Genomic DNA, 24,825 nt, shown 5'->3' with positions numbered 1-24,825 from the left:
GAAACGTGAGCGGTTCGTCCGGGGGTACGTGAAGGTGTTCGGTCTGTTCGGCAAGCGTGGCGCGGGGGCTTCTCGGGGCGGCCCGTTCGCGGGGATCGCGGTGCCCGCGTCGGCGGGTGTCCTGAGCTGCCGGGTCCTCGATCCCGTCGACGAGCCGTTGCGCCAGGCCGAGTTCACGGTCTCCGACACGGTCGGCCGCAAGGTCCTCGCCGGTGAGACCGACCCGTATGGCAGCGTCCTCGCGACTGTGCCGGCCGGGGAGTACCGGCTGGCGGTCACGGCCGAGGGCTACACGCCGTACCACGGCAACGCCGTCGTCGAGGAGAGCGGGCACGCGGGCCTGGGCGACGTCCGGCTCCAGGTCGCGCCCCAGCAGGCCCTGCCCGAGCCGGGTGACTGGGAGATCGATCCCGCGCACTCCCAGATCGGCTTCACCGCGCGGCACATCGGCCTCGCCCGGATCCACGGCCGGTTCAACAGCTTCGCGGGCGCGGTCCGGATCGCCGAGCGCATGGAGCACTCGGCCATGCACGTCGTCATCGACGCGGCCTCCATCGACACCGGGGTCCGGATGCGCGACGACCACCTGCGTTCCGGCGACTTCCTCGATGTGGGCGCGTACCCGACGATGGAGTTCTACAGCGAGCGCTTCGTCCACAAGGGCGGCAGCCGCTGGGCCGTCACCGGCGCGCTCACCCTGCACGGCGTCAGCCGTACGGTCACCCTCGACACCCAGTACCTCGGCCTGGGCAACGGGCTGCAGGGAGAGACCCGCGGCGCCTGCCGCGCGACGACCGAGCTGCACCGCGAGGACTTCACCCTCACCTGGCAGACGCTGCTCGCCCGCGGCATCGCGGCGGTCGGCTCCAGCATCACCATCGACCTGGACGTCCAGATCGTTCCCAAGGCCCCGCCGACGGCCTGAGACGGCCTGAGACGGCCTGAGACGGCCTGAGACGGCCTGAGACGGCCTGAGACGGCCTGAGACGGCCTGGAGCGGCCTGGGGCCGGCTGGGCTCAGGGGCGCTGCGGCCCCTGAGCCGGGCTCTACGGGGCTTCCAGCCAGCCGTCGTACTCGGCGGCCAGCGCGTCGAGCACTGCCGGGTCGAGGCGGCCCTCCGGGTCCTCGACCACCACGAGCCACTGGGCGTCCTCGGCGTCGTCCTCGCCCGCCAGGGCGTCCCGGACCAGCTGGGGCTCCTCGGCGACGCCGAAGCGGTCGGGCAGCTCCTCCGCGACCTTCTCGGCCGCGTCGCGGTCGGGCAGGACCAGTACGTGTCTCACATCGCTCACGTGCACATTCTCGACGACGCCCGGCTGTCGGTGGCGCGTGGGATGCTGGAGCGCGATGGCCACCAAGAAGTCTTCCCCCGACGATCTCCTCGCCCCCCTCACGCTCGCCGTGGGCCAGGAGGACCTGCTGCTCGACCGCGCGGTGCGCGAGGTGGTGGCGGCCGCCCGGGCCGCCGACGCCGACACGGACGTGCGCGACCTCGCTCCCGAGCAGCTCCAGCCCGGCGCGCTCGCCGAGCTGACCAGCCCCTCGCTCTTCGCCGAGCGCAAGGTCCTGGTGATGCGGAACGCGCAGGACCTGCCGGCGGAGACGATCAAGGAGATCAAGGCGTACCTCGAGGCGCCGGCCGAGGAGATCACCCTCGTCGTGCTGCACGCGGGCGGCGCCAAGGGCAAGGGACTCCTCGACGCGGCCCGCAAGGCGGGAGCGCGGGAGGTGGCCTGCCCGAAGACGACGAAGCCGGCGGAGCGGCTGACGTTCGTGCGGCAGGAGTTCCGGTCGCTCGGCCGCTCGGCCACGCCCGAGGCCTGCCAGGCGCTCGTCGACGCGATCGGCAGCGACCTGCGGGAGCTGGCCTCCGCCGTGGCACAGCTCACCTCGGACGTCGACGGCACCATCGACGAGGCGGTCGTCGGGCGCTACTACACGGGCCGTGCCGAGGCCTCGTCCTTCACGGTCGCGGACCGCGCCGTCGAGGGACGAGCCGCGGAGGCCCTGGAGGCGCTGCGCTGGTCCCTGTCAACCGGTGTCGCGCCCGTCCTGATCACCAGCGCGCTCGCGCAGGGCGTCCGGGCGATCGGCAAGCTCTCCTCGGCCCGCGGCGGCCGCCCCGCCGACCTCGCCCGCGAGCTGGGCATGCCGCCCTGGAAGATCGACCGCGTCCGCCAGCAGATGCGCGGCTGGACCCCGGACGGCGTCTCCCTCGCCCTGCGCGCGGTCGCCGAGGCCGACGCGGGCGTCAAGGGTGGCGGCGACGACCCCGAGTACGCCCTGGAGAAGGCGGTCGTCACCATCGCCCGCGCGGCCCGCATGCGACGCGGCTAGGCCGTCTCTCCCGGATCTTGGCCGGGTCCGCGGCGTCCGGCACGGCACCTCGCCGCGTTGCCGAAGCGCCCCGGCAGCTCCGCTGTCGCGACGCTCCGGCGCCTTGCGATGGACCGCACCGGACGCCGCGGCCTGTCCGGCCCTGATCCGAAGGAAACGGCCTAGTCCGAGCGCCCCGCCGGAGCAACGGCGAAGGCCCCGTCGCCTCCTGGGGAAGGAGGGCGGCGGGGCCTTCGTCGTACATCCGGGATGGCTCGTACACGCGTGGCGAACGCGTCTCGCGTACGGAGCCGGGGTGGCCGGCCGGGAGCGGTTAGAGGGCCCGCTGGATCCCGTACGGCCTGGTCACATCAGAGCTCAGCCCTGGAGGGAGGCAACCTTGGTGGCCAGCGCCGACTTCTTGTTGGCGGCGGCGTTCTTGTGGATGACACCCTTCGAGACAGCCTTGTCGAGCTGACGCGAGGCGGCACGAGCGGCAACGGTGGCCTTCTCGAGGTCGCCGGCGGCGACAGCCTCGCGGGCCTTGCGGATCGCGGTCTTGAGCGACGACTTGACGGCCTTGTTGCGAAGGCGCGCCTTCTCGTTGGTCTTGTTCCGCTTGATCTGGGACTTGATGTTCGCCACGAAAAGAGCCTTTACAGGTTCGATGTTTCTTCAGGATGTGTCGCGCAGCTGAGAGGGCACACGAGACACAGCCGTCCACGATATCAGCCGCTCTCCACACCGCCCAAACCGACCGAGGTCCCGCGGTCATGGGACGATGGAGCCTACGTATCCGTTCTGAACATCGCCCGAGACGAGAACCCTGCGTGCCCGCGACTCCTACCAACGTGCCCGAGCCGAGCCGTACCGACCCGGCTCTGATCCGCAATTTCTGCATCATCGCGCACATCGACCACGGCAAGTCGACGCTTGCCGACCGGATGCTCCAGCTGACCGGTGTGGTCGACCAGCGGCAGATGCGCGCCCAGTACCTCGACCGGATGGACATCGAGCGTGAGCGCGGCATCACGATCAAGTCCCAGGCCGTCCGTCTGCCCTGGGCTCCGACCGAGGGGCCGGAGCAGGGGCGCACGCACATCCTGAACATGATCGACACCCCCGGGCACGTCGACTTCACCTACGAGGTCTCGCGTTCGCTCGCCGCCTGCGAGGGCACGATCCTGCTCGTGGACGCCGCGCAGGGCATCGAGGCGCAGACCCTGGCCAACCTCTACCTGGCGATGGAGAACGACCTCACCATCGTCCCGGTGCTCAACAAGATCGACCTGCCGGCCGCCCAGCCGGAGAAGTTCGCCGAGGAGCTGGCCAACCTCATCGGCTGCCAGCCGGAGGACGTCCTCAAGGTCTCCGCGAAGACGGGCATGGGCGTCGAGGCCCTCCTCGACCGCGCGGTCCGGGACATCCCGGCCCCGGTGGGCGTCGCCGACGCCCCCGCCCGCGCGATGATCTTCGACTCGGTCTACGACTCCTACCGCGGTGTCGTCACCTACGTCCGTGTCGTGGACGGCAAGCTCAACAAGCGCGAGCGCATCAAGATGATGTCGACCGGCGCGACGCACGAGCTCCTGGAGATCGGCACCAACTCGCCCGAAATGCTGCCGGCCGACGGCCTCGGCGTCGGCGAGGTGGGCTACCTGATCACCGGTGTGAAGGACGTCCGCCAGTCCAAGGTCGGTGACACGATCACCTCCCAGAGCAAGGGCGCCCAGGAGGCCCTCGGCGGGTACAAGGACCCGAAGCCGATGGTCTTCTCCGGCCTGTACCCGCTGGACGGCTCGGACTACCCCGAGCTGCGCGACGCGCTCGACAAGCTCCAGCTCAACGACGCCGCGCTGGTCTACGAGCCCGAGACCTCCGCGGCCCTCGGCTTCGGCTTCCGCGTCGGCTTCCTCGGCCTGCTCCACCTGGACGTGATCCGCGAGCGCCTGGAGCGCGAGTTCGGCCTCGACCTGATCGCCACCGCCCCCAACGTGGTCTACCGCGTGGTCATGGAGGACGGCAGCGAGCACACGGTCACCAACCCGAGCGAGTTCCCCGAGGGCAAGATCAACGAGGTGTACGAGCCGGTCGTGCGCGCCACGATCCTCGCGCCCACCGAGTTCATCGGCTCGATCATGGAGCTGTGCCAGAACCGGCGAGGCACCCTCCTCGGCATGGACTACCTCTCCGAGGACCGGGTCGAGATCCGCTACACCCTCCCGCTGGCCGAGATCGTCTTCGACTTCTTCGACCAGCTGAAGTCCAAGACCCGCGGCTACGCCTCGCTGGACTACGAGCCCACCGGCGAGCAGTCCTCCAGCCTGGTCAAGGTCGACATCCTGCTGCACGGCGACAAGGTGGACGCCTTCTCGGCGATCACCCACAAGGACGCCGCGTACGCCTACGGTGTGCGACTGGTCGCCAAGCTGCGCGAGCTCATCCCGCGGCAGGCCTTCGAGGTGCCCATCCAGGCCGCCATCGGCTCCCGGGTCATCGCCCGCGAGACCATCCGCGCCATCCGCAAGGACGTCCTCGCCAAGTGCTACGGCGGTGACATCTCCCGTAAGCGGAAGCTGCTGGAGAAGCAGAAGGAAGGCAAGAAGCGGATGAAGATGGTCGGTTCGGTGGAGGTGCCGCAGGAGGCCTTCATCGCCGTCCTGTCGAGCGACGACGCGGCGGGCGGCAAGGCCAAGAAGTAGTCTCCCCGATAGCTGCCCCGTACATTCACATGTACACCGAACGGGTCTGTGCGCCGCCGGCGTGCAGACCCGTTCGTTATATGCAAGCCCTTACGCGCCAGACTCCGGCGCTCTACTCTGAAGCCGCTCGAAGGTTACTCGCCAGTTAGTTACGCCCCGCCTGACCGCACCGCCGCCGCCCGGAGGACGTCGTGAGCGACACACAGACCCTGATCGAGAACCGGCCGCCGTCCGTGGCGGCGCTCTTCCTTGAGCGCGTCGAGCGGACCCCGGACGCCGAGGCCTACCGCTATCCGGTACCCGCCGCCGCCGGCCAGGGTCCCGACGACTGGAAGTCGCTCAGCTGGGCGCAGGCCGCCGAGCGGGTCCACGCCATCGCCGCCGGACTCATCGACCTCGGTGTCGAGCCCGAGGAGCGGGTCGCCCTCGCCTCCGCGACCCGGGTCGAGTGGATCCTCGCCGACCTCGGCGTCATGTGCGCCGGCGCCGCCGTCACCACGGTGTACCCGCAGACCAACGCCGAGGAGTCGGCCTTCATCCTGTCCGACTCCGCCTCGCGCGTGCTCATCGCGGAGAACGCCGAACAGCTCGCCAAGGCCGTCGAGCGCCGCGCCGAGCTCCCGAACCTCCACCACGTCGTGGTCATCGACGCGGAGGGCGCCGACACCTCCGACGAATGGGTGCTCTCGCTCGCCGACCTGGAGGCGCGGGGCAAGGCCTACCTGGACAAGCACCCCGAGGTCGTCAAGGAGCGCGTCGCCGCGATCACCTCCGACCAGCTCGCCACCCTCATCTACACCTCGGGCACCACCGGCCGCCCCAAGGGCGTGCGACTGCGGCACGACAGCTGGTCGTACATGGCCAAGGCCATCGCCGCCACCGGCCTCGTCACCCAGGACGACGTCCAGTACCTGTGGCTGCCGCTCGCCCACGTCTTCGGCAAGGTGCTCACCTCCGGGCAGATCGAGGTCGGTCACGTCACCGCCGTCGACGGCCGCATCGACAAGATCATCGTCAATCTGCCGGTCGTGCAGCCCACCTACATGGCCGCCGTCCCCCGCATCTTCGAGAAGGTCTACAACGGCGTGGCCGCCAAGGCCCGCGAGGGCGGCGGCGCGAAGTACAAGATCTTCCAGTGGGCGGCCGACGTCGCCCGCGAGTACGCCAAGGTCACCCAGGACAACTTCCGCCGCACCGGCACCGCCTCCGCGCCCTTCGGCCTCACCGCCAAGCACAAGGTCGCCGACGCGCTCGTCTACAAGAAGCTCCGTGAGGCCTTCGGCGGCCGGCTGCGCGCCGCCGTCTCCGGCTCCGTCGCCCTCGCTCCCGAGATCGGCTACTTCTTCTCCGGCGCCGGCATCCACATCCTGGAGGGCTACGGCCTGACGGAGTCCTCCGCCGCCTCCTTCGTCAACCCGGGCGAGGCCTACCGCACCGGCACCGTCGGCAAGCCGCTGCCCGGCACCGAGGTCCGCATCGCCGACGACGGCGAGATCCTGCTGCGCAGCCCCGGCATCATGGAGGGCTACCACGGCCTCCCGGAGAAGACCGCCGAGGTCCTGGAGTCCGACGGCTGGTTCCACACCGGCGACATCGGCGAGCTGTCCGCCGACGGCTACCTGCGGATCACCGACCGCAAGAAGGACCTGTTCAAGACCTCCGGCGGCAAGTACATCGCCCCGACGGAGATCGAGGGCCAGTTCAAGGCCGTCTGCCCGTTCGTCTCGAACATCGTGGTCCTCGGCGCCGACCGGAACTACTGCTCCGCGCTCATCGCCCTCGACGAGCCGTCCATCCTCGGCTGGGCCGCCGAGCACGGCCTCGCCGGCAAGTCCTACGCCGAGGTCGTCGCCGCCCCGCAGACCGAGAAGCTCGTCGAGGGCTACGTCGCCCGCCTCAACGAGGGCCTGCAGCGCTGGCAGACCATCAAGAAGTTCCGCCTCCTGCCGCGCGACCTCGACGTCGAGCACGGCGAGCTCACGCCGAGCCTGAAGATGAAGCGGCCGGTCGTCGAGCGGACCTACCAGCACCTGATCGACGAGATGTACGAGGGCGCGCGGGAGGCCTGACCTGCGGATTCCGCGCCCGGCGCGGAGTTTTCCACAGGCTGGGCGGGTCCGTCGGGCAGTACGGGACAATGGCTTCATGCCTTCCGTACTGCCCGATGGTGAACCCATGCCCGAGGACGGAGCGCTGCCCGCGAGCGCCCTGCAAGGGGCCGGGGAGCGTCCGCTCGGGTTCTATCTGCACGTGCCGTACTGCGCCACCCGGTGCGGTTACTGCGACTTCAACACCTACACCGCGAGCGAGCTGCGCGGTGCCGGAGGCGTGCTCGCGTCCCGGGAGAACTACGCGGGGCAGGTCGCGGAGGAGATACGGCTCGCCCGCAAGGTGCTCGGCGACGACCCGCGGCCGGTGCGGACCGTCTTCGTCGGCGGCGGCACGCCCACGCTGCTCGACGCGGCGGACCTGGTGTCGATGCTGTCGGTCATCCGGGACGAGTTCGGGCTCGCGGACGACGCCGAGGTGACGACCGAGGCGAACCCGGAGTCCGTCGGACCCGCGTATCTGGAGGAGCTGCGGGCCGGCGGCTTCAACCGGATCTCGTTCGGCATGCAGAGCGCCCGGCAGCACGTGCTGAAGATCCTCGACCGCAGCCACACCCCGGGGCGCCCCGAGGCGTGCGTCGCGGAGGCGCGGGCGGCGGGCTTCGAGCACGTCAACCTGGATTTGATCTACGGCACGCCCGGCGAGTCCGACGACGACTGGCGGGCGTCGCTGGAGGCGGCGCTCGGCGCCGGACCCGACCACGTCAGCGCCTACGCGCTGATCGTGGAGGAGGGCACCCAGCTGGCCCGGCGCATCCGTCGCGGCGAGATACCCATGACCGACGACGACGTCCACGCCGACCGGTACCTGATGGCGGAGGAGGTGCTGTCCGGGGCGGGCTTCGAGTGGTACGAGGTGTCCAACTGGGCCACCTCGGAGGCCGGCCGCTGCCTCCACAACGAGCTGTACTGGCGCGGCGCCGACTGGTGGGGCGCCGGTCCCGGCGCGCACAGCCACGTGGGCGGGGTCCGCTGGTGGAACGTCAAGCACCCCGGCGCGTACGCGGCGGCCCTGGGCGCCGGCAAGTCGCCGGGAGCCGGGCGGGAGGTCCTGTCGGACGAGGACCGGCGGGTGGAGCGGGTCCTCCTGGAGCTGCGGCTGCGGGAGGGGTGCCCTCTGGACCTGCTCAGGCCCGCGGGCCTGGCCGCCTCCCGGAGGGCGCTGGACGACGGGCTCCTCGCCCCTGGCCCCTACGCCGAGGGCCAGGCGGTCCTGACCCTCCGTGGCCGGCTGCTGGCCGACGCGGTGGTGCGGGACCTGGTGGACTAGTCCGCGCCTGACGGAGACCCGGCGGCGTCACGCTCGGGCCGTCTGTGGTGGGGAGTCGAGGCGACGCACCCCTTATGGAGCTGTGACGAAGTCGATCAGTTCTTCCACGCGGCCCAGGAGTTCCGGCTCCAGGTCCTTGTAGGAGTGGACCCTCGACAGGATGTGCTGCCAGGCCGCGCCGGTGTTCTCGGGCCAGCCGAGGGCGCGGCAGACGCCGGTCTTCCAGTCCTGGCCGCGGGGGACCGTCGGCCAGGCGCGGATGCCGACCGAGGCGGGCTTCACCGCCTCCCAGACGTCGATGTAGGGGTGGCCGACGATCAGGACGTCCGGCGAGGAGACCTGGGCGGCGATACGGGACTCCTTGGAGCCCGTCACCAGGTGGTCGACCAGGACGCCCAGCCGGGCGTCCGGGGCCGGGGCGAACTCGGCCACGATCGCAGGGAGGTCGTCGATGCCCTCCAGGTACTCCACCACCACGCCCTCGATGCGCAGGTCGTCGCCCCAGACCCGCTCCACCAGTTCCGCGTCGTGCCGGCCCTCCACGTAGATGCGGCCCGCCCGGGCGACCCGGGCCCGGGCGCCCGGGACGGCGATCGACCCGGAGGCCGTACGGGTGGGGCGCGCCGGCGCCGGGCGGGAGGGGCGGACCAGGGTGACCGTCCGGCCCTCCAGGAGGAAGCCGCGCGGCTCCATCGGGAAGACGCGGTGCTTGCCGAAGCGGTCCTCCAGGGTCACCGTGCCCGCCTCGCAGCGGATCACCGCGCCGCAGAAGCCCGTCGTGACCTCCTCGACCACCAGGTCACGGTCCGCCGGGACCTCCGGCACGGCCGCCGGACGCTTCCACGGCGGTGTCAGGTCGGGGTTGTAGCTCCGCATGGGCTCGATTCTGTCCGGTGAGGGCGGCGGCAGCGCAGTCGAAACGGTGTCAGATCCGTTTGGTGACCGCGCATTCGGGCGACGCTACGACACGTCGAAGCGGCGTGCCAGTTCCTCCCGCTGGCGTCGGACGAAGTCCGCGTCGACCACCGCGCCGTGGCCCGGCACGTACACCGCGTCCTCGCCGCCGAGGGACAGCAGGCGGTCGAGGGCGGCCGGCCATCGGGACGGGATCGCGTCCGGGCCCGCCTGGGGCTCGCCCGACTCCTCCACCAGGTCGCCGCAGAAGACGATCTCGCGCTCCCCGGTCACGAGCAGGGCCAGGTCGTGACCCGAGTGGCCCGGGCCGACGTTCGCGAGGAGGACCTGGCGGCCGCCCAGGTCGAGGGTCCACTCGCCGGTCACGGTGTGCCGCGGGGCCACCAGGACCTCGGCGGCCTCCGCCGCGGCCCGCTCGTCCACCCCCTGCCGTACCGCGTCCGTGCGCAGCGCCTCGCGGTCCCGTGGCAGCAGCGTGTCCATGCCCACCGCCCCGAAGACCTCGGCGCCCGCGAAGACCGCCGTGCCCAGCACGTGGTCGAAATGCGGGTGACTCAGTGCGACATGCGTCACCCTCCGGCCGCCCGTGAGAGCCGACACCTGCGACCGCAGTTCGGTGCCCTGCGCGAGCGTGGCGCCCGTGTCGTACAGCAGGACCGCGTCCCGCCCGATGACCAGGCCCGACGTGGCGTCCCAGCCCTCCAGCCGGCACCTCCCCACGCCGTCCCCGAGCCGCTCCCACCCGTACGCTTCCCAGTCGATGTCCATGGCGTGACGCTAACCGCTCCGAGCCCGCCTCCTTGCCAGGAGCGACGTGGGCCGCCGTACACTGGCCGGGGGATTCCTGGCACTCGAACAGGGCGAGTGCCAAATCCGGAGCAACCGGAACCGGATCGACAGCTGGAGGTGCGCACGATGCTCAGCGAACGCAGGCTCGAGGTGCTGCGCGCCATCGTCCAGGACTACGTCGGGACGGAGGAGCCGGTCGGCTCGAAGGCGCTCACCGAGCGGCACAAGCTGGGTGTCTCGCCCGCCACCGTCCGCAACGACATGGCGGTCCTCGAGGAGGAGGGCTACATCGCCCAGCCCCACACCAGCGCCGGACGCATCCCCACCGACAAGGGCTACCGGCTCTTCGTCGACCGGCTGGCCGGAGTCAAGCCCCTGTCGACGCCCGAGCGGCGGGCGATCCACAACTTCCTCGACGGAGCCGTCGACCTCGACGACGTCGTCGGCCGCACGGTCCGGCTGCTCGCGCAGCTGACCCGGCAGGTCGCCGTCGTGCAGTACCCCTCGCTGACCCGTTCGACGGTCCGGCACGTGGAACTGCTGTCGCTGGCGCCCGCCCGGCTGATGCTGGTGCTGATCACCGACACCGGCCGGGTCGAGCAGCGGGTCATCGACTGCCCGGCGCCCTTCGGCGAGATCTCCCTCGCCGATCTCCGGGCCCGGCTCAACAGCCGCGTCGTCGGCCGCCGCTTCGCGGACGTGCCGCAGCTGGTGCAGGACCTGCCCGAGTCCTTCGAGGACATGGAGGACCGCGGCACGGTCTCGACCGTGCTCGCGACCCTGCTCGAAACCCTCGTGGAGGAGCAGGAGGAGCGGCTCATGATCGGCGGTACCGCCAATCTGACCCGCTTCGGACACGACTTCCCCCTCACGATCAGGCCCGTCCTGGAGGCTCTCGAGGAGCACGTGGTGCTCCTCAAGCTGCTCGGCGAGGCCAAGGAATCGGGCATGACCGTACGCATCGGGCACGAGAACGGCCACGAAGGCCTGACCTCCACGTCCGTCGTCTCGGTCGGCTACGGTTCCGGCGGCGAGGCAGTCGCAAAACTCGGCGTGGTCGGACCGACCCGCATGGACTACCCCGGAACGATGGGAGCGGTACGCGCAGTGGCACGTTACGTCGGACAGATCCTGGCGGAGTCGTAAGTGGCCACGGACTACTACGCCGTACTCGGCGTACGCCGAGACGCGTCCCAGGACGAGATCAAGAAGGCCTTCCGCCGCCTCGCCCGCGAGCTTCACCCGGACGTGAACCCGGACCCGAAGACGCAGGAGCGGTTCAAGGAGATCAACGCCGCGTACGAGGTGTTGTCGGACCCGCAGAAGAAGCAGGTCTACGACCTCGGCGGCGACCCGCTCTCCTCGTCCGGCGGCGGCGGGGCCGGTGGCTTCGGCGCGGGCGGCTTCGGCAACTTCTCGGACATCATGGACGCCTTCTTCGGTACGGCGTCCCAGCGCGGCCCGCGCTCGCGCACCCGGCGCGGCCAGGACGCGATGATCCGCCTGGAGATCAGCCTCGAAGAGGCCGCCTTCGGCACCACCAAGGACATCCAGGTCGACACGGCCGTCGTCTGCACCACCTGCTCCGGAGAGGGCGCCGCGCCCGGCACCTCCGCGCAGACCTGTGACATGTGCCGCGGCCGTGGTGAGGTCTCCCAGGTCACCCGGTCCTTCCTGGGCCAGGTCATGACCTCCCGCCCCTGCCCGCAGTGCCAGGGCTTCGGCACCGTCGTCCCGACCCCGTGCCCCGAGTGCGCGGGCGACGGCCGGGTCCGGTCCCGTCGCACGCTCACGGTCAAGATCCCGGCCGGCGTCGACAACGGCACCCGGATCCAGCTGGCCGGCGAGGGCGAGGTCGGCCCGGGCGGCGGCCCGGCCGGCGACCTGTACGTGGAGATCCACGAGACCCCGCACGAGGTCTTCCAGCGGCGCGGCGACGACCTGCACTGCACGGTGACCCTCCCGATGACGGCGGCCGCCCTCGGCACGAAGGTGCAGCTCCAGACCCTCGACGGTCTGGAGGACGTCGACATCCGTCCGGGCACCCAGTCCGGCCAGTCGATCCCGCTGCACGGCCGCGGCGTCACCCACCTCCGTGGCAACGGCCGCGGCGACCTGATCGTCCACGTCGAGGTCCAGACCCCGACGAAGCTCGACCCGGAGCAGGAGCGCCTGCTGCGGGAGCTGTCGAAGCTCCGCGGCGAGGAGCGCCCGCAGGGCCAGTTCCAGCCGGGGCAGCAGGGGCTGTTCTCGCGCTTGAAGGACGCGTTCAACGGGCGTTAGGCGGTCTGCCGGGGGTTCCGGGGGGTTGTCCCCCGGGCTGGCACAGTCAGCCGGGGCAGCAGGGGCTGTTCTCGCGCTTGAAGGACGCGTTCAACGGGCGTTAGGCGGTCTGCCGGGGGTTCCGGGGGGTTGTCCCCGGGCCGGCACGGTCCGCCGGGGCGGCAGGGGCTGTTCTCGCGCTTGTAGGACACGTTCGACGGGCGCTGAGCCGAGTACGTGAACGAAGGGCGTCCCGCACCTTGTGCGGGGCGCCCTTCGTGTTTCGGCCCCGCCCTCGCGGCATGGCACGATGCCTGCATGTCCACCGCACTGAACGATCTCTCGCGTCTTCCGATCGTGCAGGCCCCCATGGCGGGTGGCGCCTCCTGTCCCGAGCTCGTCGGTGCCGTGTGCGAGGCCGGGGCGCTCGGGTTCCTGGCCGGCGGGTACAAGACCGCCGGCGGGCTCTACCAGGAGATCAAGCAGGTCCGCGGACTCACCGCGCAGCCCTTCGGGGTCAACCTCTTCATGCCGCCGGGCGGCCTGCCCCCGGACCGGGCCGCCGTCGAGGTCTACAGCCATCAGCTGGCCGGCGAGTCCAACTGGTACGAGACCGGGCTCGGCGATCCCGAACAGGGCCGGGACGACGCCTACGACGCCAAGCTGGCGATCCTGCTCGACGACCCCGTGCCGGTCGTCTCCTTCACCTTCGGCTGCCCCGACCGGGACGCGCTCGACGCCTTCGCCCGGGTCGGTACGTTCACGATCGTCACCGTCACCTCCGTCGAGGAGGCCCGGACCGCCGAGCGCGCCGGCGCGGGCGCGATCTGCGTGCAGGGCGTCGAGGCGGGCGGCCACCAGGGCACGCACCGCGACGACCTGCCCGGCGACGCCGGCGGCGGCCGTGGGCTGCTCGCGCTGCTCGCCGACGTCCGCGAGCACGTCCGGCTGCCGGTCGTCGCGACCGGCGGGATCATGCGCGGCCGGCAGATCGCCGCCGTCCTCGCGGCGGGCGCCGACGCCGCCCAGCTCGGCACCGCGTTCCTGGTCTGTCCCGAGTCGGGTGCGCATCCGCTGCACAAGCGGGCCTTGACCGACCCGCTGTTCACCCACACCGAGCTCACCCGGGCGTTCTCCGGTCGGCCCGCGCGCGGTCTGGTGAACCGTTTCCTGCGCGAGCACGGGCCGTACGCCCCCGCCGCCTACCCCGAGGTCCACCACCTCACCGCCCCGCTGCGCAAGGCCGCCGCGACCGCCGGGGACCCGCAGGGCATGGCCCTGTGGGCCGGGCAGGGCCACCGTCTCGCCCGCGAGCTGCCGGCCGGCCGGCTCGTCGAGGTGCTGGCCGCCGAGCTCGGCACCGCGCTCAACGATCTCGTCCAGAGGAACCAGTCATGACCGCACCCGTCTTCGTCGTCGACACCGTCCCCGCCCCCGGAGGCTTCCTCCTCGACGGGCCCGAGGGCCGGCACGCCGTGTCCGTGAAGCGGCTGCGCGCCGGGGAGGAGCTGGTGCTCACCGACGGGCGGGGCGGCTGGGCCGAGTGCGTGGTCGCCGCCGCCGAGGGCAAGGACCAGCTGACGGTCGAGGTCACCGCCGTCCACGAGGAGCCCGAGCCCGCGCCCCGTGTCACCGTCGTCCAGGCCCTCCCCAAGGGCGACCGCGGCGAGCTGGCCGTCGAGACCATGACGGAGACGGGCGTCGACGCGATCGTGCCGTGGGCCGCGTCGCGCTGCATCACCCAGTGGAAGGGCGACCGTGGTCTGAAGGCCCTCGCGAAGTGGCGGGCGACCGCCCGCGAGGCGGGCAAGCAGTCGCGCCGCACCCGCTTTCCCGAGGTCGCGGAACTCATGACGGGCAAGCAGGTCGCCGCGTTCCTCGCCGAGGCCGACTTCGCCGCCGTCCTGCACGAGGACCGCGACCACCCGAGCGCCGCCCTGGCGACCGCCGAACTGCCCGCGCAGGGCTCGATCGTCCTCGTCGTCGGGCCCGAAGGCGGCGTTTCGCCGGAGGAGTTGGCGCTGTTCGAGGAGGCCGGCGCCAGGCCGTACCGCCTCGGGCCGAGCGTCCTGCGCACCTCCACGGCGGGTACGGCGGCCGCGGCGCTCGTCCTCGGACGGACCGGTCGCTGGTCGTGAGCGGCACCGGCCGCCCGGACTCCGGTCCGACGCCGGTCGGGCGTCGGTGGGACACCGGTCCGAGCCGGGCCGGACGCCGGTCCGACGTCGGAGCGCCGGTCCGACGCCGGTCCCACGCCGGCGGGGCGCTGCTCCGAGCCGGGTCGGAGGCCGGTCTGACGTCGGTGGGATGCCGGTCCGACGCCGGCGGTCAGACGGGTCCGACGCCGGCGGGGCGCTGGTCGTGAGCAGTGTCCGACCGCACCGATAGCATGCGCGTGTACTGATGATCGACGGAGGCGAGGAGGCCCGGGCCATGGCCGGAGAGCCGCAGAGCGACTGCCTGTTCTGCAAGATCGCGGAGGGAGAGGTCCCGGCGACGATCGTGCGCGAGACGGAGACGACCCTCGCGTTCCGCGACATCAACCCGCAGGCGCCGACCCACGTCCTGGTCATCCCGCGCCTGCACTACCCGGACGCCGCCTCGCTCGCCGCCGCCGCGCCGTCCGTCGCCGCCGACATACTGCGTGAGGCCGGCGAGGTCGCGGCGCAGGAGAAGGTCGACGGCAGTGGCTTCCGGATCGTGTTCAACACCGGGGCGGGCGCCGGGCAGACCGTCTTCCACGCCCACGCGCACGTCCTCGGCGGCCGGGGCCTCAACTGGCCGCCCGGATAACCCCGGACGGACCGGACGGAGTCAGAACCCTTGTCCGTACGCGAACTGGTCGTCCTCGGCACGGCCAGCCAGGTCCCGACCCGGCACCGCAACCACAACGGCTACCTGCTGCGCTGGGACGGCCACGGCATCCTCTTCGACCCCGGTGAGGGCACCCAGCGGCAGATGCTCAGGGCCGGGGTCGCCGCGCACGACCTGAACCGGATCTGCATCACGCACTTCCACGGCGACCACTCGCTCGGCCTGGCCGGGGTGATCCAGCGGATCAACCTCGACCAGGTGCCGCACCAGGTCACCGCGCACTATCCGGCGAGCGGGCAGCGCTTCTTCGAGCGGCTGCGGTACGCCACGGCGTACCGCGAGACGGTGGAGCTGACCCAGGCGCCGGTGGCCGCCGACGGGCCGCTGGCCGTCACCGGCACGTTCACGCTCGACGCGCGCCGGCTCTCCCATCCCGTGGAGTCGTACGGCTACCGGCTGACCGAGCCGGACGGGCGCCGCATCCTGCCCGAGCGGCTGGCCGCGCACGGCATCGCGGGCCCCGACGTGGGCCGGCTCCAGCGGGAGGGCGTCCTGGACGGCGTCACGCTGGAGGACGTCAGCGAGGTGCGGCGCGGGCAGCGGTTCGCGTTCGTCATGGACACCCGGCTGTGCGAGGGGGTCCACGCGCTCGCCGAGGGCGCGGACATGCTCGTCATCGAGTCGACCTTCCTCGACGAGGACGTGCAGCTCGCCGTGGACCACGGTCATCTGACGGCGGGCCAGGCCGCGGCGGTGGCCCGGGAAGCGGGAGTGCGGCACCTCGTCCTGACGCACTTCTCGCAGCGGTACGCCGACCCGGAGGAGTTCGAGCGGCAGGCGCGGGCGGCCGGGTTCGAGGGGGAACTGAGCATCGCGCAGGACCTGATGAGGGTCCCCGTACCGAAGAGATAGCCCCCGTACCGAGAAGACGGAACCATGCCCGTACCCAAGGCCGAACTGCACCTCCACATCGAAGGCACCCTCGAACCCGAGCTGGCGTTCGCGCTCGCCGGGCGCAACGGCGTGACACTGCCGTACGCCGACACGGCGGCGCTGCGCGAGGCGTACCGCTTCAGCGACCTGCAGTCCTTCCTGGACCTGTACTACAGCCTGATGGCGGTGCTGCGCACCGCGGACGACTTCACGGACCTCGCCGACGCGTATCTGGCGCGGGCGGCGGAGCAGGGCGTACGGCACGCCGAGATCTTCTTCGACCCGCAGGCGCACATCGCGCGGGGCGTCCCGATGGGCGTGGTCGTGGAGGGGCTCGGCGCGGCGCTCGACCGCGCGGAGGAGCGGCACGGGATCTCCACCCGGCTCATCATGTGCTTCCTGCGCGACGAGCCGGCCGAGTCGGCGATGGCGACGCTGGAGGCCGCGAAGCCGTATCTCGGCCGGATCACCGGGGTCGGCCTGGACTCCGCGGAGGTCGGGCATCCGCCGGCGAAGTTCCGCGCGGTGTACGAGGAGGCCGCGCGGCTCGGGCTGCGGCGGGTCGCCCACGCGGGCGAGGAGGGGCCGGCGGAGTACGTCCGCGAGGCGCTCGACATGCTGGGCGTGGAGCGCGTCGACCACGGCCTGCGCTGCCTGGAGGACCCGTCGCTCGTCGAGCGCCTGGTCCGCGAACGGGTGCCGCTGACGCTGTGCCCGCTGTCGAACGTCCGGCTGCGGGCGGTCGACGTCCTCGAGGCGCACCCGCTGCGGTCGATGCTGGAGGCCGGTCTCGTGGCGACGGTCAACTCCGACGATCCGGCGTACTTCGGCGGTTACGCGGGCGACAACTTCGACGCGGTGCGCGAGGCGTTGGGGCTCGGCCCGGAGGACCTGAGGACGCTCGCCCGGAACTCGTTCCTGGCCTCGTTCCTGGAGGACGACGAGGCGCGTCGGGAGCGGTACCTGACGGAGGTCGAGGCGTACGAGTTCGGCGCCGGCGGGGCGTGACGGGGGCCGGGCGCGACGCGGTCCCGCGGCCCTGGGGCGTGCCCTCCGGAGCTTGCCGGCGCCGCGACGCCCGGCACGCGCGTCCCTACCCGCGGTCCGTCGGCCGGGCCAGGCGGAAGGCCGACTTCGCCGCGCGGCGGCGGGCGGTGGGAACGGGGATCGGGGCGATCTCCTGTTCCGGGGCGCCCATCTGCGGCACCAGGGCGCTCGGCGGGGTCGTCGCGGCGAGGACCGCGGCGGGCGCGCCGCCGCGGCGGCGGACGGAGCCGGGGACCAGCGGTCGGCCGGAGGCGTGGCGGGCGACGGCCGTCATGGGCACGGCGACCAGGAGGAGCAGGGCGCAGAGCACCGCGCCCATGCCCGGGTAGCCGGCCGCCTCCGACAGGACGCTTCCGACGACGGGGCCGCAGGCCACGCCCAGCGAGGAGGCCGAGCCGACCAGGACGGCCCAGCGGCCGCGCGGGTCGAGCGAGGCGGCGAGGCCGAGGAGGTAGGAGAGCACGACCGGGTAGACCGCGTTCCACGCGATCTCGCCGGTCGCGAAGGACACCGGGCCCTCGGCGGCCGAGCTCAGCAGCACGCAGCCCGCGATCAGCGCCGTGCCCACGCCGATCGGCACCGCCCGGCCGAGCCGTGCGCCCAGGGCGCCCGCCCCGATGACGCCGAGCAGCCCGGCGCCGAGCGCCACGGCGAACACCATCCCGAGCGCGACCTCGGAGAGACCGGCCTGCGTCAGCCCGATCCGTCCGCTGACGCCCCACAACGCGTTCTGCGCCATGGACCAGCACAGGATGGCGACCGCGAGGACGGTGCCGGCGCGGCGGTGGGGGAGCGGCCCGTGGTGCGGTGCGTCGGCGGCGGCGGCCCGCCCGCGGTCCGCGGCCCCCGTGCCGCCCGGCAGCCACGCCGTCGACGGGGCCACCACGACCGCCACGGCCGCGATCGCCGCGAACGGCAGGGCGTGGCCGCCGCCCAGGTGCGGCAGGGTCAGGTAGAGCGCTCCGGCCGTCGCCGAGACCGACAGCAGGCCCAGGGCCGAGGCGCGGTGCGGGTCCGGGCGGCCCGCGATGCCCGCCGCGGCCACCGCCGTCGCCGTGCCGGAGCCGAAGCCGCCGACGGTCGCGCCCGCCACGACCAGGGGCACGAGGTCCGTCGTCGCGGCCGTGCCGTAGCCGAGGGTCATCAGGGCGAGGCCGAGGCGGGCGGCTCGGCGGGGGCCGATCCGTTCGACGCGGGCGGCGAGCGTGAAGCCCGCCGAGGCCGAGCCGAGGAGCAGGATCGAGCCGATCAGTCCGGCTCCGGCCGGACTGAGGCCGAGGCCCGCGGACAGCCGTCCGACGACCGTCGGCAGCAGGTACGGGGCGACGTAACCGGCCGTGAACAGGGCGACGAGAGCGACGAGCGCCCCCAGGGCACGCGGGCGGCGCGACGGCATGGGCGTTCCAGGAACTGAACGGGGAAATGAGACGGCGCCCGGTGATCCACGGGGTCGCGGCACCATGTGTATCAAGCATCCGAGTGGGCGGAGAAGGTGTTATCCCGCTGAATCCCCCGATTCGGTCTGTGATATGGGTCACGATCGGTTTGGGATGGGATTCTGCGGGTATCACGTGGCGATCTCGTTGCGTCAGCCCCGTCTCAGCGTCCCCTTCGGGCACACTGTCCGGATCAGCACCACGTGCCGATCCGCCGCACCACGACCGGGGAGCCTGCCGTGACCGAACGCGACACCGACGTCGACCCCCTGGTGTGCCTGCGCGAGCCCACCGACCCCGAGTGCGACGTCTTCCTCACCGGCACGGTCTTCCTCGACATCATCTTCACCGGGCTCGACTCCGCCCCCGTGCGCGGCACCGAGTCCTGGGCCCGCGGCATGGGGTCGAGCCCCGGCGGCGTCGCCAACATGGCCACCGCCCTCGCCCGGCTCGGTCTGCGCACCTCGCTCGCCGCCGCGTTCGGCGACGACCACTACGGCGAGTACTGCTGGGACGCCCTCGAACAGGGCGAGGGCATCGACCTCTCGCTGTCGCGGACCGTGCCGGGATGGCACTCGCCCGTGACCGTCTCCATGGCCTACGAGGGCGAGCGCACCATGGTGTCCCACGGTCACGCGGCCCCGCCCTTCGACGGTGCCCTGCCCGCCTACCCGCCGCACGCCCGCGCCGCCGTCGCCTCCCTCGTGCCCGGCCGCAGCGAGGAGTGGGTGGCCAGGGCCGCCCGCAGCGGCGCCAAGGTCTTCGCCGACGTGGGATGGGACGACACCGGACGGTGGGACCTCGCCGGGCTCGCCGACCTCCAGCACTGCGAGGCCTTCCTGCCCAACGCCGCCGAGGCGATGCGCTACACCCGCACCGACTGTCCCCGCGCCGCCGCCCGCGCGCTCGCCGACAAGGTGCGGTACGCCGTCGTCACGCTCGGTTCCGAGGGCGCGTACGCCGTGGACGGCGCCACCGGCGAGACCGCCGAGGTGCCCGCCATCCAGGTCTCCGCCCTCGACCCGACCGGGGCCGGCGACGTCTTCGTCGCCGGATTCGTCACCGGGACCCTCGCCGGCTGGCCGCTCGCCGACCGGCTCGCCTTCGCCGGGCTCACCGCCGCGCTCTCCGTGCAGGAGTTCGGCGGCTCGCTGTCCGCGCCGACCTGGGGCGAGATCGCCGCCTGGTGGCAGCACGTCCAGGGCCACGAGTGCCAGGACCCGGCCGCCCTGCGCGACCGCTACGCCTTCCTGGAGCGGCTGCTCCGGGACCGCCCGGCCCGCCCCTGGCCGCTGCGCCGCGCGGTCCCGACGATCGGCTTCCGGCCCGCGCCCGCCACCTGACCGGATCCCTCCGGCCCTTCCGTAAAAGGCTTCGGCGATGTCCGGGGCGAGTCGTAGGCTTGGTACCCGAGAGGTTGTCGAGCAGCGAGAACCCTGCAACGGGAGGTATGTGCAGGCCACAGTGCCGGCCCATGACTCAGACACCCACAGCCCACGCCCTCGCGCCGGGGCAGGCACGCGCCCAGTTCACGGTCCCCGCCAAGCACCCCATGGTCATGGTGCTCGGCTCCGGCGACTCCCTGTTGCGCGTGATCGAGGACGCGTTCCCGACGACGGACATCCACGTACGGGGAAACGAGATCAGCGCGGTCGGCGACGCGAAGGAAGTCGCGGTCGTCCAGCGCCTGTTCGACGAGATGATGCTGGTGCTCCGCACCGGTCAGCCGATGACGGAGGATGCCGTGGAACGTTCGATCGCGATGCTGCGTGAGGAGAACGGGGAAGCGGCGGTCGAGACGCCCTCCGAGGTGCTCACCCAGAACATCCTCTCCAGCCGCGGCCGGACCATCCGCCCCAAGACGCTCAACCAGAAGCGCTACGTCGACGCCATCGACAAGCACACGATCGTTTTCGGCATCGGCCCCGCCGGCACCGGCAAGACGTATCTGGCCATGGCCAAGGCGGTCCAGGCCCTGCAGTCCAAGCAGGTCACCCGGATCATCCTGACCCGGCCGGCCGTCGAGGCGGGCGAGCGGCTCGGCTTCCTGCCCGGCACGCTCTACGAGAAGATCGACCCGTACCTGCGCCCGCTCTACGACGCCCTGCACGACATGCTCGACCCCGACTCGATCCCCAAGCTGATGGCGAACGGGACGATCGAGGTCGCGCCGCTCGCGTACATGCGCGGCCGGACGCTCAACGACGCGTTCATCATCCTCGACGAGGCGCAGAACACGAACCCCGAGCAGATGAAGATGTTCCTCACCCGCCTCGGCTTCGACTCGAAGATCGTCATCACCGGTGACATCACCCAGGTCGACCTGCCCGGCGGCACGAAGAGCGGTCTGCGCCAGGTCCGGGAGATCCTGGACGGGGTCCAGGACGTGCACTTCTCCCTGCTCACGTCGCAGGATGTCGTACGGCACAAGCTCGTCGGCCGTATCGTCGACGCGTACGAGAAGTACGACAGCCTCAACGGCCGCAACGGGAAGTAGAAGCAAGAGCACATGTCGATCGACGTCAACAACGAGTCCGGTACCGAGGTCGACGAGCAGGCGATCCTCGACATCGCCCGCTACGCGCTCGCGCGCATGCGCATCCACCCGCTCTCCGAGCTCTCGGTGATCGTCGTGGACGCGGAGGCGATGGAGCAGCTCCACATCCAGTGGATGGACCTGCCGGGCCCCACGGACGTCATGTCCTTCCCGATGGACGAGCTGCGCCCGCCGTCGAAGGACGACGAGGAGCCCCCGCAGGGGCTCCTCGGCGACATCGTGCTCTGCCCCGAGGTGGCCAAGAAGCAGGGCGAGGACGCCCCGACGCGGCACTCCATGGACGAGGAGCTCCAGCTCCTGACCGTCCACGGAGTGCTGCACCTCCTCGGCTACGACCACGAGGAGCCGGACGAGAAGGCCGAGATGTTCGGTCTCCAGGCCGCCATCGTGGACGGCTGGCGCGCGGAGCACGGCCTGACCGGCCCGTCGCCGGCGCCGACCGTCTCCTGACCCCCGTCCGGTCATGAGCGCACAACTGATCATCGGGGCGGTCGCCCTCGTCATCGTCGCCTGGCTCGCCGCCTGCGCCGAGGCGGGCATCGCCCGCGTCTCCACCTTCCGCGCCGCCGAGGCCGTACGGTCCGGGCGGCGCGGCGCCGAGAAGCTGGCCCAGGTCGCCTCCGACCCGACCCGCTACCTCAACGTGGCGCTGCTCGTCCGCGTCTCCTGTGAGATGGCCGCCGGCGTCCTCGTCACGTACGCCTGCCTGGAGGAGTTCTCGGAGACCTGGCAGGCGCTGCTCGTCGCGATCGCGGTGATGGTGCTCGTCTCGTACGTCGCCGTCGGCGTCTCGCCGCGCACCATCGGCCGTCAGCACCCGCTGAACACGGCGACCGCCGCCGCGTACGTGCTGCTTCCGCTGGCCCGGGTCATGGGCCCGATCCCGCAGCTGCTCATCCTCATCGGCAACGCGCTCACGCCCGGCAAGGGCTTCCGCAAGGGCCCGTTCGCGTCCGAGGCCGAGCTGCGGGCCATGGTCGACCTCGCCGAGCAGGAGTCGCTGATCGAGGACGACGAGCGCCGCATGGTGCACTCGGTCTTCGAGCTCGGCGACACCCTGGTGCGCGAGGTGATGGTGCCGCGCACCGACCTCGTCTGCATCGAGCGCTACAAGACCGTCCGCCAGGCCCTCACCCTGGCGCTGCGTTCCGGCTTCTCGCGCATCCCGGTGACCGGCGAGAACGAGGACGACATCGTCGGCATCGTGTATCTGAAGGACCTGGTCCGCAAGACGCACATCAACCGGGACGCCGAGGCGGACGTGGTCTCCACGACCATGCGCCCGGCTGCCTTCGTGCCCGACACCAAGAACGCGGGCGACCTGCTGCGCGAGATGCAGCAGGAGCGCAACCACGTCGCCGTCGTCATCGACGAGTACGGCGGCACGGCCGGGATCGTCACCATCGAGGACATCCTGGAGGAGATCGTCGGCGAGATCACCGACGAGTACGACCGGGAGCTGCCGCCCGTCGAGGAGCTCGGCGAGGACCGCTACCGGGTCACCGCCCGCCTCGACATCGGCGACCTCGGCGAGCTCTACGGCTTCGGCCCCGACGAGTACGACGACGAGGACGTGGAGACCGTCGGCGGACTGCTCGCCAAGGCCCTCGGCCGGGTGCCGATCGCCGGCGCCAACGCCGTCGTCGAACTGCCCGACGGGCGGGCCCTGCGACTCACCGCCGAGTCCCCGGCAGGCCGCCGGAACAAGATCGTGACGGTGCTCGTCGAGCCGCTCGGCAAGACCGACGAGGAGGAGACCGAGAGGTGACGCCCGACCAGCTGCGCGCGTTCTGCCTGGACTTCAACGACGCGACGGAGGAGTTCCCGTTCGGCCCGGACGTCTCGGTCTTCAAGGTCGCCGGGAAGATGTTCGCGCTGTCGTGGCTGGACGCCGATCCGCTGAGCGTCAACCTCAAGTGCGACCCGGAGGACGCCGTACGGCTCCGCGAGGAGTACCCGGCGATCGCGCCCGGCTACCACATGAACAAGCGGCACTGGAACACGGTGACCGTGCCGGAGCTCCCGGACCGGATGGTCCGGGAGCTCGTCGAGGACTCGTACGACCTCGTCGTCGCCGGCCTGCCGAAGGCGGTACGGCTCCGTCTCGACCGGCCGTAGCTCACCTGAGGCCTGTCCGGCGCCGCAGGCCGAGCGCGACCAGGGCCGCCGTCACCAGGACGATCGCCACGTCCAGCGCGAGCACCGTGCGCACGCCCCCGTACAGGCTGTCGCCGGTCGTGGCGAGGACGCCGAGCAGCGGGATGCCGACCGTGAGGCCGACCTGCTGGGTCGTGGTCACCAGCCCGGTGGCCAGGCCCTGCTCCTCGTCCGGGACGCCGGAGGTGACGGTCACGCCGTACGAGATGATCGCGGCCAGGTGGCACATGGAGGCCAGCGAGACCACGACCGTCGCCAGGACGGCGCCGGAGTCCGTGCCGATGGCGAGCAGCCCGGCGGTCAGCACGCCCTGGCCGGTGAGGCCGAGGACCAGGGTGCGGCGGGCGCCGATCCGGCCGATCACCTTGGCGGCGAAGGAGCCGGCGAGCACCGACAGCACGCCCTGGACGCCGAAGACCAGACCGGTCTGGAAGCCGGACAGGCCCAGCGTCTCCTGCAGGTAGAGGGTCAGGACGAAGACGACGGTCGACATCATCGCGAAGGTGACGAGCCCGCCCAGGTTGCCGAAGGCGACGGTGCGCCGCCTCAGCATCGGCAGCGACACCAGCGGGGACTCGTGCCGCGACTCGACGACCACGAAGGCGACCAGCAGGGCCACGCCCGCCACCAGGGTGACCAGGACGTCCGTGCCGCCGAAGCCGCGCTGGGCCGCCGTCGACAGGGCGTAGATCAGGGACAGCAGGCCGCCGGTGACGGTCACCGCGCCCGGCACGTCGAGGCGGGGCCGCTCGGGAGTGCGGGACTCGGGCAGCAGGCCCGGGGCGAAGGGCAGCACGAGCACGCTGAACACGGCGAGCAGGCCCATGGTCGAGCGCCAGCCGAACGTGTCGGTCATGACACCGCCCAGGACCATGCCGATAGTGAAGCCCAGCGACAGGATGGTGCCGGAGATGCCGAGCGCCCGGTCGCGCTGCGGGCCTTCGGGGAAGGTGGTGGTCAGCAGGGCCATGCCGGTCGGCACGATCGCCGCCGCACCCAGGCCCTGCAGGGCGCGGCCGGTGAGGAACGCGGCCGGGCTCCAGGCGAAGGCGGCGAGCAGCGAGGCCGCGCCGAAGAGAGCGAGGCCGGCGAGGAACAGCTTCTTGCGTCCGTACAGGTCGCCGATCCGGCCGGAGAGCAGCAGGAAGCCACCGGACGGCAGGGCGAAGGCGGTGACCGCCCACTGGAGGGCGGAGGTGCTGAGGCCGAGGTCCGCGCCGAGTACGGGCAAGGCCACGTTGAGGACGGAGAAGTCCAGCGACACCATGAACTGGGCTGCGCACAGCACGATGAGGATGAGCCGGGCGCGGCCGGTGAGCGCGGGGGCGGCCGGGGCCGTGGGGGTCGGGGGAGCGGGAGCGACCGGGGCGGTCTCGTTCGGGGAAGCCTCGGGGGAGGTGACGGTTGCCATGGCCACGACTCTCGTGGCGCGGGAATGTCCGTGGGGAGCGGGAACTTATCCTGTTGGTCGCACCACCAGGCACGACCAGACACCACCATGCGTCCAGGGGGAGGAAG

23 protein-coding genes are annotated in these 24,825 nt (G+C 72.0%); 17 read left to right on the top strand and 6 right to left on the bottom strand.

Annotated features, from left to right (window positions below; all coding sequences use genetic code 11):
• Positions 1–34: 34 nt before the first annotated feature.
• Positions 35–925, top strand: a complete 891-nt coding sequence (locus ACFY8W_RS28680) for a YceI family protein (RefSeq protein WP_391112195.1) — start codon at positions 35–37, stop codon at positions 923–925.
• A gap of 122 nt (positions 926–1,047) precedes the next feature.
• On the opposite strand, the gene ACFY8W_RS28675 is transcribed toward ACFY8W_RS28680, so the two are convergent.
• The gene (locus tag ACFY8W_RS28675) at positions 1,048–1,293 is read right to left on the bottom strand and encodes a hypothetical protein (protein ID WP_391111195.1); all 246 of its coding nucleotides are present in this window, start codon (positions 1,291–1,293) and stop codon (positions 1,048–1,050) included.
• Positions 1,294–1,348: 55 nt separating this feature from the next.
• Here ACFY8W_RS28675 and holA point away from each other — a divergent pair, with 55 nt between their 5' ends.
• Positions 1,349–2,338 (top strand): DNA polymerase III subunit delta, encoded by a 990-nt coding sequence (gene holA / locus ACFY8W_RS28670; RefSeq protein WP_391111193.1) that lies wholly within the window; start codon positions 1,349–1,351, stop codon positions 2,336–2,338.
• Positions 2,339–2,695: 357 nt separating this feature from the next.
• Here holA and rpsT read toward each other — a convergent pair whose 3' ends face one another.
• On the bottom strand, positions 2,696–2,962 hold the full coding sequence (rpsT, locus tag ACFY8W_RS28665) for a 30S ribosomal protein S20 (RefSeq protein ID WP_030211082.1): 267 nt from the start codon (positions 2,960–2,962) through the stop codon (positions 2,696–2,698).
• Positions 2,963–3,147: 185 nt separating this feature from the next.
• Between rpsT and lepA the strand changes: the two genes are divergently transcribed.
• From lepA to hemW, 3 genes are all read left to right on the top strand, one after another.
• Positions 3,148–5,019: a translation elongation factor 4 gene (gene lepA, locus ACFY8W_RS28660; RefSeq protein ID WP_391111191.1), complete on the top strand. Its 1,872-nt coding sequence runs from the start codon at positions 3,148–3,150 to the stop codon at positions 5,017–5,019.
• A 191-nt stretch (positions 5,020–5,210) separates the two neighbouring features.
• Positions 5,211–7,088, top strand: a complete 1,878-nt coding sequence (locus ACFY8W_RS28655; protein ID WP_391111189.1) for an AMP-binding protein — start codon at positions 5,211–5,213, stop codon at positions 7,086–7,088.
• A 76-nt stretch (positions 7,089–7,164) separates the two neighbouring features.
• Positions 7,165–8,397 carry a radical SAM family heme chaperone HemW gene (gene hemW, locus ACFY8W_RS28650; RefSeq protein ID WP_391111186.1) on the top strand — a complete coding sequence of 411 codons (1,233 nt, stop codon included), beginning with the start codon at positions 7,165–7,167 and terminating at the stop codon, positions 8,395–8,397.
• 72 nt (positions 8,398–8,469) lie between these two features.
• On the opposite strand, the gene ACFY8W_RS28645 is transcribed toward hemW, so the two are convergent.
• Positions 8,470–9,273, bottom strand: coding sequence for a DUF3097 family protein (locus ACFY8W_RS28645; RefSeq protein WP_391111183.1), 804 nt, complete (start codon positions 9,271–9,273; stop codon positions 8,470–8,472).
• A gap of 84 nt (positions 9,274–9,357) precedes the next feature.
• Entirely contained in the window at positions 9,358–10,080 is a 723-nt protein-coding gene (locus tag ACFY8W_RS28640; RefSeq protein ID WP_391111180.1) for an MBL fold metallo-hydrolase, read from the bottom strand.
• A gap of 147 nt (positions 10,081–10,227) precedes the next feature.
• Between ACFY8W_RS28640 and hrcA the strand changes: the two genes are divergently transcribed.
• From hrcA to ACFY8W_RS28605, 7 genes are all read left to right on the top strand, one after another.
• Positions 10,228–11,247 carry a heat-inducible transcriptional repressor HrcA gene (hrcA, locus tag ACFY8W_RS28635; protein WP_391111177.1) on the top strand — a complete coding sequence of 340 codons (1,020 nt, stop codon included), beginning with the start codon at positions 10,228–10,230 and terminating at the stop codon, positions 11,245–11,247.
• Entirely contained in the window at positions 11,248–12,384 is a 1,137-nt protein-coding gene (gene dnaJ / locus ACFY8W_RS28630; protein WP_391111174.1) for a molecular chaperone DnaJ, read from the top strand.
• 297 nt (positions 12,385–12,681) lie between these two features.
• On the top strand, positions 12,682–13,761 hold the full coding sequence (locus ACFY8W_RS28625; protein ID WP_391111172.1) for a nitronate monooxygenase: 1,080 nt from the start codon (positions 12,682–12,684) through the stop codon (positions 13,759–13,761).
• A complete protein-coding gene (locus ACFY8W_RS28620; RefSeq protein WP_391111169.1) occupies positions 13,758–14,501 on the top strand; it encodes a 16S rRNA (uracil(1498)-N(3))-methyltransferase in 744 nt (247 codons plus the stop codon). The genes ACFY8W_RS28625 and ACFY8W_RS28620 overlap by 4 nt, the downstream gene beginning before the upstream one ends.
• A 295-nt stretch (positions 14,502–14,796) precedes the next feature.
• Positions 14,797–15,156, top strand: a complete 360-nt coding sequence (locus ACFY8W_RS28615) for an HIT domain-containing protein (RefSeq protein ID WP_391112192.1) — start codon at positions 14,797–14,799, stop codon at positions 15,154–15,156.
• 30 nt (positions 15,157–15,186) lie between these two features.
• Complete coding sequence (locus ACFY8W_RS28610) at positions 15,187–16,089, top strand: ribonuclease Z (protein ID WP_391111166.1); 903 nt, start codon at positions 15,187–15,189, stop codon at positions 16,087–16,089.
• Between the two features lie 24 nt (positions 16,090–16,113).
• On the top strand, positions 16,114–17,118 hold the full coding sequence (locus ACFY8W_RS28605; protein ID WP_391111164.1) for an adenosine deaminase: 1,005 nt from the start codon (positions 16,114–16,116) through the stop codon (positions 17,116–17,118).
• An 85-nt stretch (positions 17,119–17,203) separates the two neighbouring features.
• On the opposite strand, the gene ACFY8W_RS28600 is transcribed toward ACFY8W_RS28605, so the two are convergent.
• Positions 17,204–18,553: an MFS transporter gene (locus ACFY8W_RS28600; protein WP_391111161.1), complete on the bottom strand. Its 1,350-nt coding sequence runs from the start codon at positions 18,551–18,553 to the stop codon at positions 17,204–17,206.
• A gap of 279 nt (positions 18,554–18,832) precedes the next feature.
• On the opposite strand from ACFY8W_RS28600, the gene ACFY8W_RS28595 reads away from it, so the two are divergent.
• The 5 genes from ACFY8W_RS28595 to ACFY8W_RS28575 all read left to right on the top strand — a co-directional run bounded on the left by ACFY8W_RS28595 (position 18,833) and on the right by ACFY8W_RS28575 (position 23,268).
• A complete protein-coding gene (locus tag ACFY8W_RS28595; protein WP_391111158.1) occupies positions 18,833–19,936 on the top strand; it encodes a PfkB family carbohydrate kinase in 1,104 nt (367 codons plus the stop codon).
• Between the two features lie 131 nt (positions 19,937–20,067).
• The gene (locus tag ACFY8W_RS28590; protein ID WP_391111155.1) at positions 20,068–21,090 is read left to right on the top strand and encodes a PhoH family protein; all 1,023 of its coding nucleotides are present in this window, start codon (positions 20,068–20,070) and stop codon (positions 21,088–21,090) included.
• A 12-nt stretch (positions 21,091–21,102) separates the two neighbouring features.
• Positions 21,103–21,600, top strand: a complete 498-nt coding sequence (ybeY, locus tag ACFY8W_RS28585; protein WP_391111153.1) for an rRNA maturation RNase YbeY — start codon at positions 21,103–21,105, stop codon at positions 21,598–21,600.
• Between the two features lie 13 nt (positions 21,601–21,613).
• Positions 21,614–22,918, top strand: coding sequence for a CNNM domain-containing protein (locus tag ACFY8W_RS28580; RefSeq protein WP_391111151.1), 1,305 nt, complete (start codon positions 21,614–21,616; stop codon positions 22,916–22,918).
• The gene (locus tag ACFY8W_RS28575; RefSeq protein ID WP_391111148.1) at positions 22,915–23,268 is read left to right on the top strand and encodes an MmcQ/YjbR family DNA-binding protein; all 354 of its coding nucleotides are present in this window, start codon (positions 22,915–22,917) and stop codon (positions 23,266–23,268) included. The genes ACFY8W_RS28580 and ACFY8W_RS28575 overlap by 4 nt, the downstream gene beginning before the upstream one ends.
• Position 23,269: 1 nt before the next feature.
• On the opposite strand, the gene ACFY8W_RS28570 is transcribed toward ACFY8W_RS28575, so the two are convergent.
• The gene (locus ACFY8W_RS28570; RefSeq protein ID WP_391111145.1) at positions 23,270–24,718 is read right to left on the bottom strand and encodes an MFS transporter; all 1,449 of its coding nucleotides are present in this window, start codon (positions 24,716–24,718) and stop codon (positions 23,270–23,272) included.
• Positions 24,719–24,825 lie beyond the last annotated feature (107 nt).

Origin of the sequence: Streptomyces sp. NPDC012637 (assembly GCF_042954805.1) — a bacterium.
Lineage (GTDB): Bacteria > Actinomycetota > Actinomycetes > Streptomycetales > Streptomycetaceae > Streptomyces.
This window is presented reverse-complemented; position numbering and strand designations above follow the sequence as displayed.